This is a genomic window from Clostridium thermosuccinogenes, from assembly GCF_002896855.1.
Taxonomy (GTDB): domain Bacteria; phylum Bacillota; class Clostridia; order Acetivibrionales; family DSM-5807; genus Pseudoclostridium; species Pseudoclostridium thermosuccinogenes.
The window spans coordinates 3,222,061-3,236,006 of the sequence record NZ_CP021850.1; the positions used below are offsets into that span (position 1 = coordinate 3,222,061).

At 41.8% G+C, this 13,946-nt stretch carries 11 protein-coding genes; 1 reads left to right on the forward strand and 10 read right to left on the reverse strand.

Features of this window, described 5'->3' with window-relative positions; all coding sequences use genetic code 11:
* Window positions 1-11: 11 nt before the first annotated feature.
* The 7 genes from pflA to CDO33_RS14280 form a co-directional block, all read right to left on the reverse strand.
* The gene (gene pflA, locus CDO33_RS14255) at window positions 12-731 is read right to left on the reverse strand and encodes a pyruvate formate-lyase-activating protein (RefSeq protein ID WP_103083041.1); all 720 of its coding nucleotides are present in this window, start codon (window positions 729-731) and stop codon (window positions 12-14) included.
* Window positions 700-831, reverse strand: coding sequence for a hypothetical protein (locus tag CDO33_RS21505; RefSeq protein WP_274540207.1), 132 nt, complete (start codon window positions 829-831; stop codon window positions 700-702). Before CDO33_RS21505 ends, pflA begins: the two co-directional genes overlap by 32 nt.
* A gap of 391 nt (window positions 832-1,222) precedes the next feature.
* A complete protein-coding gene (locus tag CDO33_RS14260) occupies window positions 1,223-2,860 on the reverse strand; it encodes a transposase (protein WP_103083040.1) in 1,638 nt (545 codons plus the stop codon).
* 138 nt (window positions 2,861-2,998) lie between these two features.
* Complete coding sequence (locus tag CDO33_RS14265) at window positions 2,999-4,171, reverse strand: SpoIIE family protein phosphatase (RefSeq protein ID WP_103083039.1); 1,173 nt, start codon at window positions 4,169-4,171, stop codon at window positions 2,999-3,001.
* Window positions 4,168-5,889 (reverse strand): [Fe-Fe] hydrogenase large subunit C-terminal domain-containing protein, encoded by a 1,722-nt coding sequence (locus CDO33_RS14270; protein ID WP_103083038.1) that lies wholly within the window; start codon window positions 5,887-5,889, stop codon window positions 4,168-4,170. Before CDO33_RS14270 ends, CDO33_RS14265 begins: the two co-directional genes overlap by 4 nt.
* Window positions 5,870-6,136: a (2Fe-2S) ferredoxin domain-containing protein gene (locus CDO33_RS14275; RefSeq protein ID WP_103083048.1), complete on the reverse strand. Its 267-nt coding sequence runs from the start codon at window positions 6,134-6,136 to the stop codon at window positions 5,870-5,872. The genes CDO33_RS14270 and CDO33_RS14275 overlap by 20 nt, the downstream gene beginning before the upstream one ends.
* A gap of 337 nt (window positions 6,137-6,473) precedes the next feature.
* Window positions 6,474-7,904, reverse strand: a complete 1,431-nt coding sequence (locus CDO33_RS14280; protein ID WP_103089282.1) for an ISLre2 family transposase — start codon at window positions 7,902-7,904, stop codon at window positions 6,474-6,476.
* 326 nt (window positions 7,905-8,230) lie between these two features.
* On the opposite strand from CDO33_RS14280, the gene CDO33_RS14285 reads away from it, so the two are divergent.
* Window positions 8,231-9,604: a sodium-dependent transporter gene (locus CDO33_RS14285; protein ID WP_103082610.1), complete on the forward strand. Its 1,374-nt coding sequence runs from the start codon at window positions 8,231-8,233 to the stop codon at window positions 9,602-9,604.
* Window positions 9,605-9,861: 257 nt separating this feature from the next.
* Here the strand turns inward: CDO33_RS14285 and CDO33_RS14290 are convergent, their stop codons facing one another.
* From CDO33_RS14290 to CDO33_RS14300, 3 genes are all read right to left on the reverse strand, one after another.
* Window positions 9,862-11,613 carry an S-layer homology domain-containing protein gene (locus tag CDO33_RS14290; protein WP_103082609.1) on the reverse strand — a complete coding sequence of 584 codons (1,752 nt, stop codon included), beginning with the start codon at window positions 11,611-11,613 and terminating at the stop codon, window positions 9,862-9,864.
* A gap of 350 nt (window positions 11,614-11,963) precedes the next feature.
* Window positions 11,964-13,190, reverse strand: a complete 1,227-nt coding sequence (locus CDO33_RS14295) for an MFS transporter (protein WP_103082608.1) — start codon at window positions 13,188-13,190, stop codon at window positions 11,964-11,966.
* A gap of 9 nt (window positions 13,191-13,199) precedes the next feature.
* Window positions 13,200-13,922: a glycerophosphodiester phosphodiesterase gene (locus CDO33_RS14300; protein ID WP_103082607.1), complete on the reverse strand. Its 723-nt coding sequence runs from the start codon at window positions 13,920-13,922 to the stop codon at window positions 13,200-13,202.
* Window positions 13,923-13,946 lie beyond the last annotated feature (24 nt).

Consider the following 13,946-nt stretch of genomic DNA (forward strand, 5'->3'; position numbering starts at 1 on the left):
CTATATCCAGACTATTGCTTTCCTTCCAATATTTTGACGGCTCGGTTGACCTCTTCCGCCGTCGGGCTTCTTACTCCTTTTAGCTTATACTCCTGGCCAAGCTTCTCCCACTTGTATTCACCCATATTATGATACGGCAATACTTCCACCTTTTCAACAGTTTTCAGCTGCTTTATAAATTCACCTGCCAGCCTTAAATCTTCTTCGCTGTCGGTATATCCCGGCACCAGCACATGCCTTATCCAAATGGGAATTCCCTTTTCAGACGCATACAGAGCGAACTTTTTTATTAACTCATTGCTTACTCCGGTGATCTCCTTGTGCTTTTCATCAACAGCATGCTTGATATCCAGCAGAATCAGATCGGTATACTCAAGGAGCTCCTTTACTTTTTCCACGGCTGCAAACCCTGAGGTGTCCAGTGCCGTGTGAATATCCATTTCCCTGCATCTTTTGAAAAGCTCTGCAACAAAGCCTGCCTGCAGGGTCGGTTCTCCTCCCGTCACCGTAATTCCGCCACCGGAAGAACGCATATATGTCAAATATTTTTTTACCTGTTCCATAACCTCGTCCACCGTATATTCACGGCCTCCCGATACATCCCATGTATCCCTGTTATGGCAATATATGCAGCGCAGGGGACAGCCCTGCATGAACACCACAAATCTGATGCCCGGCCCATCCACCGTACCAAAGCTTTCAAAGGAATGTATCCTGCCTTTTATCGCCATTTGCCTCACCTCTCCTCCTGCTTATATTTTTACCCTGAATTTCTCTATTGTATCCGGTTAAGTATTCCAACGACAACCTTGCCGCAATTTTGACTATCATAAGGCGCTCCAACTGCCCGCCAGGCTCCCGGAACAGTGCTGCTGGGATTCGCTTTAAGCTTTATAAGCTTTCGGCAAATAACAGCAAAGCAGCCACACAGGATTGTGCCTGCAAGGCTGCTTCGCTATTCTCTAGATAGCTGCACTTTCATATATCAATATGCTTACTCTGTAAGTTTCAGTCCGAAAACCGGATTACCCTGGCTCCCAGACCATGGTGCGGCAGCAAGCACACCATATGAAATTTATCAAAGCACCCCATCTGATGATAGTGGGGCTTCTTGTCAATGTTTCTCCCGTATCAATTTTTCATCAGCCTTAAAGGGTTTCCCACACAAGTGGGCCATTCATCTTCCGGCCATTTAAAGAGTACTTCTCATGGCTGTATAAATCTATATCTCCAGTTCTATTATATCACTAAAGTTCTCACATTCCTCAAGTTTTTTTATCAGGCTGTATTTTTTCCTGAAGCCCTTGTCTTTTCTGTTTATATATTTTTTAGTTTTCAAATCCTCTGCCATCCTCCGGATTTCCTCTTTGAATTCCTGTAAAAAATCCTTTGTCCCGGTGGGCGCGAATTCCAGCCCTATGTCTTCATTGAGGAATATCATGCCTTCGGGCATCCTCTTTACCTTTATTTTAAGCATTTCCTTCTTGTATTTTATGAGTTTTTTCGATAGGTTCAGGCTACCAGCCTCCTCAACTGCTGCAGCTGTCCCGCACGCTATACAGATAAGCAGGTCCTTTGAGAACCTGTTGTCCTTTGAGCGAAGTCCGCAATTGGGGCATGTATAGAATATTCCTGCAGGGCTTACTTTGACAGGTGGCGGCAGACCTGCCCCAGGGAGCTTGTAATCCAATATTTCCACAATCCGGTTATAGGCATAACAGCTGATTGAAGAAGGACAGAGCCGTCCGTTTTCGTCTTCCCATTTAATCAAGTCACCTCTATCGATAAGGGACTCAACAATAACCTGCGCCTTGCTTTCCAGTGCCTTTTCCACAATCATATTGGCCAACTTGTGAAGGTCCCCGGAGGAAATCTTTCCGCCCTCAGCCAGAGCATTGCCATTTTTGGGGCAATATTTCAACGCTGCCTTTTCCAGTTCTATCCCGCCTTTGTCCGATATTTCACCCTCTCCGTTTACAACAGCAAAATTCAGGACATTTTTGATTCCCCTGGATACTCCGAGATAGTTTTCTGTTTTTACTGCCTCACAATCCCCTATATCAACGCTTATCGATAAATAATACTCCTCTCCCTTTTTTGACAGCCTGGCTGTCTTAAGGATCGAAGGATTTTCCAATGCTTTTTTCAGATAGGCCTCCTGCCACTTCCCGAAACTAAGGGGAACCAGCAGGTAACGTTCCTTTCTCCCGCTGCTTTCCAGTTCTTTTCCTCCTTTGAATATATAGCGCAGCACCCTATCCTTCCTGCAGTTGATTTCTTTCCTGTTCTCACTCCTGGCATTCATCAGATACAGCTTGACATAATACCTGTTTTTCATCTCGTCATATAGAAGGCAGTAATCCCTCTTGGTATCATAACGGCAGAAAAACAAAGGTTTCAAAGCCTCGGATTTTTTTGCCATTTTTGATACGATCTTTTCAAATTCAGCTTCAGACTGCTGCCCTTTCTCAAACTCGGAAAAAATCTGCTCGTATTCCTGTTCCCATCTGCCAGGAGATATATATGCCACGGGAAACCCCGCATCAGATTTTAGTTCCTTCAATGCAAGGTAGCTTGCCATAGTCATGCCAAAATCCATTATCAGCGAATCCTTGAAGGGCTCGATATCAAATCTGTTCAGCTCCCTTGCCGTGTTCTTGTCCACCCATTTGGAAATCACCGTTGTTCTGTATCTGCCCTTTTCATCCTTGTAATTTTTCCGTAAATTATCGATATCTTTGCGAGCTTTGTCCAAAAGATACTGGTATGCTCTGGAATAATTGTATATGGCTTCATCTATGATCCGTCTCTTACGGGCTCCGGGTTTGTGCAATTTAAGCGTAATCGTCCTCATCGCCATTGGTATTTCATCCTTCTATTGAAGTAAAAATGCCTTTTCTTTTATGATAAAGAGTTCCGGAGAAAAAGCTTAAGCAAATCCCCCGGCACATCATCCTAGTCATTGATTAACTCATCCTTTTTACAAAATTCAATGGGGTCAATAATACTCCACCTCAACATGCTTGCCCATTTTTTTCAGGTACTCGGCCATCTCTTCCACCAGTTTAAGCTTTAAGCTGAGATTGAGCGGAAGCTCAGGATTCTGGTGGGCAGGGTTGATAGCTCTTCCTACAAAAAAATGCATTGATGTGCCTTCCTCCAGCAGAATTTTAGCCAATCGGGAAGCACCATCCTGTTTATTCAAGCTCAGAAAATCATTTATAGTGCTTTCCGAAGAAAAGCAGTTTTTGACAAATTCCAAGGCCTTTCCGAAGGTGAGCACACCCTCCGTAGCCATATCTATCCCTTCTATTTCAGCGGTAGGTGGTATTGAAGGATTAAAATAATTGATGGTCGTTATAATTTCCTTGTTCAGTTCCCTGCTCACAATCTGGGATGTAGTGCCACCGCATACAATCTTCTTGCCTTTCTGCTCCATAAACCTGCCGACAACATACCCATCCATGCTCCTGTCCACCGGAGGACCTATCATTATATTGACTTGGACAGGCTCCCTTATTTTTATTGCAACTGCAGTAGCGTCATCCCCAGGCATGCGGGAGTACAGGTTATCGCATGCAGAAATCAAAAGCTTGGACATGTTTCTGGCAGACATATCCGGTCTATAGGTTTTGGCGATATAATCCCTCACATTTTCCCACTGCCATCCCATGTTCAGCGTACTTCCAATACCCGCATGAATCACGCCGTCGCTCATCATCACAAATAAATCTCCGGGACTTACGGAAAATCTGCTTTCCAAAATCCTCTTGCCGTTGATGGCCCTGTTTTCCCTCTCAACATCCACAAAAACACCTTTTTTCAGCCTTATCATCGACGGATTGTCAAACTCGGCAAGATAAGCCTTTCCGGAGTAAAACACCTGCAGTATGGAGAAGGTTGAATAGGCTATTCCCCTTTCCCTGCAAACCGGCAGAGTATTTACAATAGTTTCCACTGCCTCATCAACACTGGCACCTTCTGTCAGCATGGTACCGATTATTTTGCTTGTAAGGGTGGCGAGTATGTTCGCCTTAACCCCGCTTCCCAGTCCGTCTGCCAGGACTACTATGACCGAATCCCTGTTCCTTATTATTTCAACCTTGTCGCCACATAGCTCCTCATTGAATTTATTTAAACTTTCGTAGCTTGCATCAATGTACAGGCTCATTTTTCTTCACCCATATCAGCTAATATTGATTTTTTCAATCCTGTAAGGGCTACTTTGGTTTCAGCTGTTGTTTCCCCCAGGAGGCTTGCAATTTCCTGGGCCACTCTCATTTGCTTTTCAATGACTTTTTGGGCTATATCTATGGTTTCCGAACGCATTGAGTATATCTTCTTCCTTTGTTCTTCGTTTTCCGTAATATCTTTGATGATGGCGATAATCATATCGTATTCTCTTACATAAATAATTGACTGCATCACAGTAATTCCATAGGCATCATAGTAGTACTTTTTGTCCAGAATGTTTTCCCCGTTTTGCAGTGCAGCTTCAAAATCAGGACAATTGAGAATTTCATAGATATGCTTGCCGGACATATCTGTGTCCTCCATTTTGAAAAGCTTGCAGGCAGACAAATTATATTCCTGTATGATTAAGTTCTTGTCCAAAGCTATTAAAGCGTTAGGTGAGTTATGCATTATTATGTTTGAAATGGATTCAGCTTTTTCCCTCATATAGGGAAGGCACATCTTAAGATCCGCCTTCTTATTATATACAGCGATCGCCTTATCCCTGCAGGTGGAATATCCGCATGCACCGCAATTAAGCTCCTTATCCTTGTTTACCTTGCCTATCATGCTCAATATGCTTCTAATTGTATCTTCATCCGGAATGTCCATGGGCTTTGACCGGTCAATAAAATTCCTCTCCAGCGGCGCCTTGGCATCCTCAACTAATGCATGGGTTGGATCCTTAAGTTTTTTCCTTGCATAGTTGAGCAGCTTGTCCCGGGCTCCTAAAAAGCCGCCTTCCACTTTTCCGATGCAGGGTCCTCCAAGACAGCCTCCGGTACAGCTATTCATCTCAATGAAATAGCTTTTTACTTTACCTTCCTTCATCCAATCCAATATTTCAATGCATCTGTCTATTCCATCCACGCTTATGCATTTATACTTTTTTCTATCATCGGCATGCAAGGTCTTTATAATGCCTCCCGGCGACGGATAAAGCCTCGCCGCAGGATTGCTTAATCCTTTAAGCTCCCCGGCATCTATGCTGTTAATGTCAATACCTTCCATGTCCATCCATTTTTCCAGCTCCTCAAAGGTAAGCACGGCATCTACGCTGCCTTCATTTGCTATTTCAGTACATTCCCTTTTTTTAGCAATACAGGGGCCTATAAAAACGATTTTTATCCTTGGTCCGTACATGCTCCGCATCATCCTGGCATGGGCAACCATAGGAGATACCACAGGCGCCATCTGACCGATCAATGTCGGATAATACCGCTCCACAAGGGAAACTATGCTAGGGCAGCAAGTGGTTATAATGTTGTTCATCTTTTTATCATTCATGAGTTTTCCATATTCTTTTGATACCTGTGTGGCTCCTATGGCCGTCTCCTCAACATGGGTAACGCCCAGCTTGAACAAAGCAGCCACCACCCTTTCGGGTTCATCGGTATCAAAAGCCGCAACATAAGAAGGAGCAAGGCTAACATATACCTTTTCATTTTTGGACAGGAAACCTTTCACCCTGTCAATATCGCTCTTGACAGTCTTGGCGTTCTGGGGACAGACAGTAAGACATCTTCCACATAGGATGCATTCCTCTTCAACAATTTCAGCCTGATCGTTCCTAAAAGCAATGACTTTTATGGGACAGTTGCGAATACATTTATAGCAATTTTTGCAGTTTGCTTCCTTAAATTGAATTATGCTCATTTTGCAGCCTTTCTAATATTACTTCCTTAAATTTCTGCTCCGCATTGTCAGGGGTTACGCCTCCGATCATATCGTCCTGCACTTTAACCGAAACACCATCTGTGCAATTCCCCAGGCAAAAAGAAGCTTTCAGCTCTACCCGGTCTTCCAGCTTGTATTTTTTTATGAGCTCTTGAAATGATTTTAAAATATAATACGATCCTTTTAAATGGCAGGAACTCCCTACACAAATATATACATCCAACAGATAACCCCCCAACTAAGGTTCTTTGGTAATGACTAACAATTGTTAAGATTTTAACAAATACAATTATAGTACATTAGTGCCCTTTTGTCAAGCCGTACAGCGCCTAATGATTGAGTCAATTTACTGTAGGGAATTGAAGATAAGACGACTTCCTAAAATAAGTCCACTCCGGTCACGCCCTTGACAACAAGCATCTCCCATATGGTTTGTCAGCCAGGGCGGCACCCCTTGTAACAGGGGAATGTCTCTGGAGCTTTTGGCTGCCACTTTAGCCCATTATACCATATGGGTCCCTCTTATTGTAAAGGGTTCGCTTCGCCGTTCCCTTCGTTCATTGTTACCCTACAAAGGCTCTTAGCGCTCTATAAAGCAGTGTTTTATGGCCTTTACTGATTATTGTTAGATTACTGTCCCAAACACCATCATATCTATTCCTATTTGTTCTCAATTCACGAATTAATTCATCTTGTAGCTGCTGTGCCTGCTCCCGTTGTTCTTTCTTCTTTTGAGCCATTACCAAGTCGTATACTTTTCCTCCGTTTTTCTTGAAAATTCTGAGTTGGGCCATCTTGTCCGCACCATTTTTTGACCAACCCATTGGCCTGCTGCTTAACCTATCGGATAGAATATGGCTTACATGCCCTTCAGCACTGCATCCTACAATTTCATAGTTATCTACCTTTATCTCTATTCCTGCCCAGTTATTCAATATATATCTTTTTGCATCGTTAACCGCTTTCCTCTTTGTCTCCGATTCTGTCTTTTCAAGAATTTTAGCAAATGCCTTCTTAAGCCCCGCCTTATCAGCTTCTTTCAAGGCATCATCTAATTCCTGTTCGATATCTTCGTCTTCCAAGTGTGCCGTTGCTACTTTTACGTATTTGCTCAAATGATACTTATCCAATACAAACTTGCTTTTACCAATCCAGTTTAATCCCTGTTTTATCCAAGCTGCTCCATCTCCAGATATATATACAGTTTCAATCTTATCCACATCATAAGTATCATCTATGTATTGGGAAACCTCTAGCCACAGTTCTTCACTATCTCTGATTCCTCCAAAATAACGGGGATTCTTCAATACTTTTCTCTTCTTCGTGCTTTTTTCATGGTCAATTCCCTCATGAACGTATACAAGCTTAGGCATTAGTGTGCTACTTGCTCCCCATTCATCTTCTGTCTTATGTCTCTTTTTCCCTTGCTGCGCTACATGGTCTTCATCAGCCTCAATATACAGAATCTTTGGTGTCTCATCCTTTCTCTTTTCCACCGATGGCTGAACAACTTCAAGTTCATGTACTTTATTCATTACAGCCTGTTTGCTTACCTCATCCATGTATGCAGCTTTTTCTCCACCTTTTCTATAACTGCTCTCCGCAGCCTCTTCCACAGCATTTATGACAACATCAGCACTTACTCGGTCATGAGGATTGATACCAACTATTCTATCCACAAGATATTGCCTTTTTCCGCCTTTCTTAGGCTTAAAATATGTTCGTTCATAACTGATGGGTCCAAAGCTTGTTAAAAGTCCTGTTCTATCCTTTCTTACAATTTCCCAGTTCTGCTTGCGAGAAGCCGATTCCCGCAGATAATCATCCATATCTTCAAGAACTTCTGTAACAATGTTTCTACCTAATTCAAGAAGTTCTTCATGCAATCCCAAAACAAGGTCAGCTAGGTCCGTAGGCTTTTCAACAAATTTTTTTACCTTTTCTTCAATCTTTTTTACACCAAAACCAATAAAATGTTGTATACTATTGTACATAGAAGATGCATCCTTTCGTTGAGTATTTTGATTTGGCGACTTATATCTTAACAGGATGTCATCTTCTTTTCAATTTTTTGGATATTTATTCCAATTGATTCCCTACAGTAATTTTACTCGAGCGCGCCTAATAATCCCATCTCCCGTAATAGTTTCATTATGCTTCTCGAATATATTCATTGATAGTTGACAAAAAATATAATATAATTTATTGCGGTTTGCTAATCAATAAATTAGTTCTACTTTGCTTTGTGGTATTACTGGAAAGCAATTGTTTCCGGTGAATCAATGTAGGATTAGTTTAACAATCTTAAGAGGTGAAAAAAATGGAAAAAAGAGAGAGGTTTGCTTCTCGCTTAGGTTTCATCTTAATCTCTGCGGGATGTGCCATCGGGTTAGGTGATGTTTGGCGGTTTCCTTACATTGCAGGACAATATGGCGGAGGAATATTCGTTCTGATCTATCTGATATTTATTTTTATGCTCGGTATTCCCATCATCACAATGGAGCTCGCGGTAGGACGTGCCAGTCAGAAAAGCATTGCCACTTCTTTTAATGTTCTGGAGAAAAAGGGACAAAAATGGCATTGGATGGGTTATGCCGGAGTAGCCGGAAATTACATACTAATGATGTTTTATACCACCATTGCCGGTTGGATGCTGGCTTATTTCTACAGGATGCTGACAGGCCAGTTTGATGGTCTTGATACCCAGCAGGTTGGTCAAATATTTTCAAACCTTATAGCCAATCCGGTAGAGATGACTGTGTGGATGGTTATAACAACTGTTGTTTGCTTTGGAATTTGCTCCCTTGGTTTGCAGGAGGGTGTTGAAAAGGTTACCAAGGTCATGATGGTATTGCTTCTGGCCATCATCGTGCTGCTGGCGGTTAAGTCCATGACGCTTCCAAATGCCGGTAAAGGCTTAAGCTTTTATCTCATGCCCGATGTTAATCAGATAAAAGAAAATGGCATCTGGGAAACAATTTTTGCTGCCATGAGCCAGGCATTCTTTACCTTAAGCATAGGAATCGGTTCCTTGGCTATATTCGGTAGTTACATCGGGAAAGATCGCCGACTTCTCGGTGAGTCCATTAATATTGCTGTATTAGACACTGCGATTTCAATTATTGCAGGACTTATCATCTTCCCCGCTTGCTTTTCTTTTAACGTTGACCCAGGGCAAGGGCCAGGACTTATATTTGTAACATTGCCCAATATTTTTAACGCAATGAGCGGCGGAAGAATCTGGGGCTCGCTGTTTTTCATCTTTATGTCCTTTGCAGCCTTTTCCACGGTTATCGCCGTCTTTGAAAACATAATTTCCTTCGGGGTGGACCTCTGGGGATGGAGCCGAAAAAAGGCATCCATTATTAACATGTTTTTGCTCATCGTGCTTTCCATGCCATGTATTCTAGGTTTCAATGTCTTAAGCTGGATTCAGCCCTTAGGAGAAGGCACCGGCATACTGGACCTGGAAGATTTCATAATCAGCTATAATCTGCTTCCTTTAGGTTCACTGGTTTATCTGCTTTTCTGCGTTACCCGCTATGGTTGGGGATTTGACAAATACCTTGAGGAAGTCAATGCTGGAAAGGGATTAAAAGTACCCCGTGCTCTGAAAGGGTATTTGACCTGGATTTTGCCTGCCATCATCTTGGTGGTGCTTATTCAGGGATATATCAATGTGTTCGGTAAGTAAAATCATATTGCGCATCTTTAGGTAATAGAAAGCAGAAAGAATACATACAATATGGTATGAGTTCTTTCTGCTTTTTTATTACACCTAAGCTTTAAATCCTAAGCTCAAAAATCCTTTTTCATGAGCAGCGATAAAAATATTGCGGGCATTAGAGTAATGAACAGGTACCGATAAGCTTTTTATGCCATACCTTTTGGTACCATGCAATAAGCAAGAAATTTATACCCGGCTTAATAATGCCTCTTATTGCACTGGCTTTATGCTCCCTGCTTTAGTACTTTGAATAAGCGCAATACCATCAAGGCGGATTGCTCAATTGTCGCTCTTTCATTTGGGTTAAACTTGCCATCGCTGCCTTTGATAATGCCCAAGGAAGACATGGCATTTACGCTTTCGGCGGCCCAATTGTTGATTTTATCGGCATCAGCAAACTTAGCAGGATTACCAGCTTTTATTCCTGGGTTTAAGTATTTTGCCGCCCTATACATCATGGCTGCCATCTGTTGGCGGTCAATGGTGGAACTTGGGCTAAAGGTTGTAGCATCCGTTCCATTTACAATGCCTGCAGCGTAAGCTTTTAGAATGATATCTTTTTGGTCCTTCACATCATCATAGTCCAGGTCTCTAAAAGGATTTGAAGTAGATACAGGCATTTCTTTGCCCAAATATGTTTCGCACATATCGACAATCAGAGCACAGAATTTCATTCGGCTAATATCTCTGTCAAAGACATAATCAATAACAGAATCCAGAAGTCCAAGCTTGTCTGCCTCCTGCAGTTCAGCCTGCGCCCAACTGCTTGAGCTGAAATATTTTGAAGGGATGAGGGTATCAATCACCTTGCCATCACGGTCAATTACCACTATTGTGCCATCTTTTTTAAAAATATTGAGATTATACTCTACCCTATATTTATCGGGATCCGTAACTTTTATTGCTACGTCTTTGCACAATAATTTTGATGTACCAGGGACAGGCTGATAATAATGGTTGGCCCAAGTTTCTTTAATATGATAAACATCGCCATTAAATTTCTGATATATGTAGCCATTACCTGGTTTGGTCACAGTAGCTACATCTGTATCCAGCAAGGTATATTTTACTGTACCTGATTCTTTATCTTTTCTGTAAAAGCTGCCATCCAGCCTAAGTTCATATCCTTCTTCCTGATACAGTATATTGTCGGTTATTTTTCTGGGCACATCCACATACTTTGGCGCAACATTATATCCGTCAACTATGTCTTTATAAATTTGATATGAACTATTGTCGCCCCATGCATACCACGTGTTATCAGAGGTCTTTGCCCTGAGCTGCAAGCCTTTAACTTCATAATACGTTACATTGTTCAGCAAATGCCTTGGTTTCTCATTTATGTTTGACAGGTCGACCCCATAGCTTGAATACAAAGAATTGTCATTCTTTAAATAAAGCATAGCGTAGAACGTGTACTCTCCATTATAGTTTATATGTGTAGGAAAGTATTCATAGCTTTTTACATTGGTATCTATCAGTCTCGCTTCGTCCACACCTAAATAATACAGGTCTCCTTTCCCTGTCAGAGCATAACTGGAGTCGAGCTGCTTTAAATTGCCCATTTTTTCAATAACAACCTTTGTCTCAATATCATCCTGTCTCTTTTGGGCATACATCAAATTGCCATCGGTATGCAAATAATAAAAATAATCATAGTAAGAATCATGAACTACATCTGAAATCATCGCCACATTGTCCAGTATTTTTTTACCATTATAGTTATAATAACCACGATAATAATAGCACTCTCCGTCAGTAGTTATGTAAACATCATTATTTATATATCTTATATTTTTTGCCACAGCTTTCAACGGATCCCAAAAATAATAATTACCGTCACTTCTAAGATATCCATTTTGCTCAATCTTGATGGAATAATCGGCTGCATATGCGGGATTGATGGCCGTAAGCATCAGAGAAGCAGCTAAAACAGCAATTCCTTTTTTAATTCTTTTCTTCAGATTATTCTTCATATTGTTCCCCCTCTTTGATATGTTTGGAATTCATGCAACTTATTTAAGTGCTTTCTTTTACAATATCAGGTTAACATAATTTTACAACAGCGTCAATTATGCAAACCTTACTTTCTTCACTTTTGGCATAATAAAAAAGAACCCCGAAATCCTTCATAGTAAAAGATTAAGAGTTCTTTTTCTCCGTAAATCTTAGATATTCTATTCTATTGCAATAAGAAGCATATTATGTAAACATGACTTTTACGATCAAGAATACAAAGATAAACACCCGGTCAGGTCATATATGCAGGATCGCCAAGCGTATGTCAAAGCTCTTAAGCAGTATGATCAATTGCACTTTTACAGTACTATGATTCCATATGCTCCAGGTTTTCAAAGCCCTTCTTCTCTTCCATCGGAGCTTCCCCGTGCTTGACCAGCATCATGAAGAAGAGAGCTATCACCAGAGCCACCGCTGCATATATAAACAGGAATCCATCCCCCAACATATCTGCAAGAAAGCCGTATAATATTGGTGATATTATAGCTGCCAGCATCGAGAATAGATAGTAATATCCTGTATATTTGCCCACTCCGCCGGAAGAAGTCATTTCAACCACCATGGGGTAAGAGTTTATATTTATGAGAGCCCAGCTTATTCCCCCTAAGCCCAGCAAGAAATACATTATTGCCACCTTTTTGATGAATATCAGGCTTACACAGGTAAAAATGAACAAGCACAATCCTGTAAGTATAGTATTCTTCCTTCCGAACCTCCTGGAAACAATACCTGCTGGCATGGCAAATATAAGGAAAAGGACCGATACGGAAAGGAGCAATTGGGACGAAACGCTCTTGTCCACTCCCAGGACAGCTTCTCCGTAAGTAGAAAAGAAGGTTTCTATGGCATTGAAGCCTGTAAACCAGAAAAAAATCGCCAGAAGCAGGAATACCAAGCTGAGGGTTTTGCCCTTATCATGCTCACCCTTCTGCTTTTGCACTTCAGGAGCATCATCGACCGGTGTTTCCGGCTCTTTTATAAAGTTGTACATCACGATAATGGTTATAATCATTGCGCCGGCGACGGTGACATAGGGATAGAACTCTCCCATTTTAAAAAGCAACCATGATACAAGGTATGCAATAGCAGTACCCAGCCCACCCATAAAATTAATGATGCCGTTTGCCTTGCTCCTCAAAGCCCTCGGAGTTAAATCCGGCATCAGGGCAACTGCAGGAGATCTGTATACGCTCATGAAGAAGTTAAGGAATATTACTGCTATCATAAGCAGTGGCAGGCTTTGCCTGGTAAAAGGAATTATAAAAAAGCTTATTGCTGCAAGGGGTATGCCCACCAGAAGATAAGGCATTCTCCTTCCGTATCTTGTATTGGTTCTGTCGCTTAAGGTGCCGAAAATGGGCTGGAAAACAACAGCAAAGATATTGTCAAGAGCCATTATGAAACCAATCACTGCCCCCGACAAAGCAAACTCCTTGAGATACAGCGGCACAGCAACATTGTATATGGTCCATACCAAGCTTACCGTAAAAAAACCTAAACCGACCAGCATCGTTTTTTTATAATCCAGCTTCATATTGCTACCTCACATTTCTTCAAGTATTTTTATAGCAACATCCGGTACATTAGTTATTATTCCACTCACCCCAGCCGCTGCCATTTTTCGAATAAGATCAGGATGATCGACGGTAAAGGGATTTACTGCAACCCCATGCTTGATGCACCCTTCCATAATTTCAGGAACCACATTATAGTAAGCGGGATGCAAGGCGTAAGCTTTGATCCGCTTCGCATATTCCCAGGGTTCATACAGGCCTGCCATATACAAAATCCCTGTCTTAACTTGGGGCAGTATCCGTTTCATCTCCACAAGGCTGTAGTGGTTAAAGGAGGATATGATGACACGGTTTACAAAATCATATTTTTTTATTAGCTCGGCAACCTTCTCTTCTATGCCGGGATAGATTATCAGGCCATTCTTTATTTCGATGTTCAGAAGGCCGTCCCAGTCTTTTAGCAAATCCAGAACTTCTTCCAGTACAGGTATCCTTTCCCCGGCATATTCCTGTCCGAACCAACTTCCAAAGTCAAGGGCCTTCAGATCGATCAAGTCAAAATCCTTTACCCATCCCTTTCCGTCACTGGTCCTGTCCACCTTTTCATCATGAATAACCACGACTCTTCCATCCCTGGACAGCTGCACATCCAGCTCAATTCCTCCTGCGCCCATGGATATAGCTTTTTTAAATGCGCTCATCGTATTCTCGGGTGCATACGCCGACGCACCCCTGTGTGCAATCACCTTCATAGGGTACGCTCCTTTACTTTTTTA

Excerpts from the sequence above, each read along its gene's own strand:
- pflA (WP_103083041.1), bottom strand. The coding sequence starts at position 731 with ATGGCGATAAAAGGCAGGATACATTCCTTTGAAAGCTTTGGTACGGTG.
- CDO33_RS21505 (WP_274540207.1), bottom strand. The coding sequence starts at position 831 with ATGATAGTCAAAATTGCGGCAAGGTTGTCGTTGGAATACTTAACCGGA.
- CDO33_RS14260 (WP_103083040.1), bottom strand. The coding sequence starts at position 2,860 with ATGGCGATGAGGACGATTACGCTTAAATTGCACAAACCCGGAGCCCGT.
- CDO33_RS14265 (WP_103083039.1), bottom strand. The coding sequence starts at position 4,171 with ATGAGCCTGTACATTGATGCAAGCTACGAAAGTTTAAATAAATTCAAT.
- CDO33_RS14270 (WP_103083038.1), bottom strand. The coding sequence starts at position 5,889 with ATGAGCATAATTCAATTTAAGGAAGCAAACTGCAAAAATTGCTATAAA.
- CDO33_RS14280 (WP_103089282.1), bottom strand. The coding sequence starts at position 7,904 with ATGTACAATAGTATACAACATTTTATTGGTTTTGGTGTAAAAAAGATT.
- CDO33_RS14285 (WP_103082610.1), top strand. The coding sequence starts at position 8,231 with ATGGAAAAAAGAGAGAGGTTTGCTTCTCGCTTAGGTTTCATCTTAATC.
- CDO33_RS14290 (WP_103082609.1), bottom strand. The coding sequence starts at position 11,613 with ATGAAGAATAATCTGAAGAAAAGAATTAAAAAAGGAATTGCTGTTTTA.
- CDO33_RS14295 (WP_103082608.1), bottom strand. The coding sequence starts at position 13,190 with ATGAAGCTGGATTATAAAAAAACGATGCTGGTCGGTTTAGGTTTTTTT.
- CDO33_RS14300 (WP_103082607.1), bottom strand. The coding sequence starts at position 13,922 with ATGAAGGTGATTGCACACAGGGGTGCGTCGGCGTATGCACCCGAGAAT.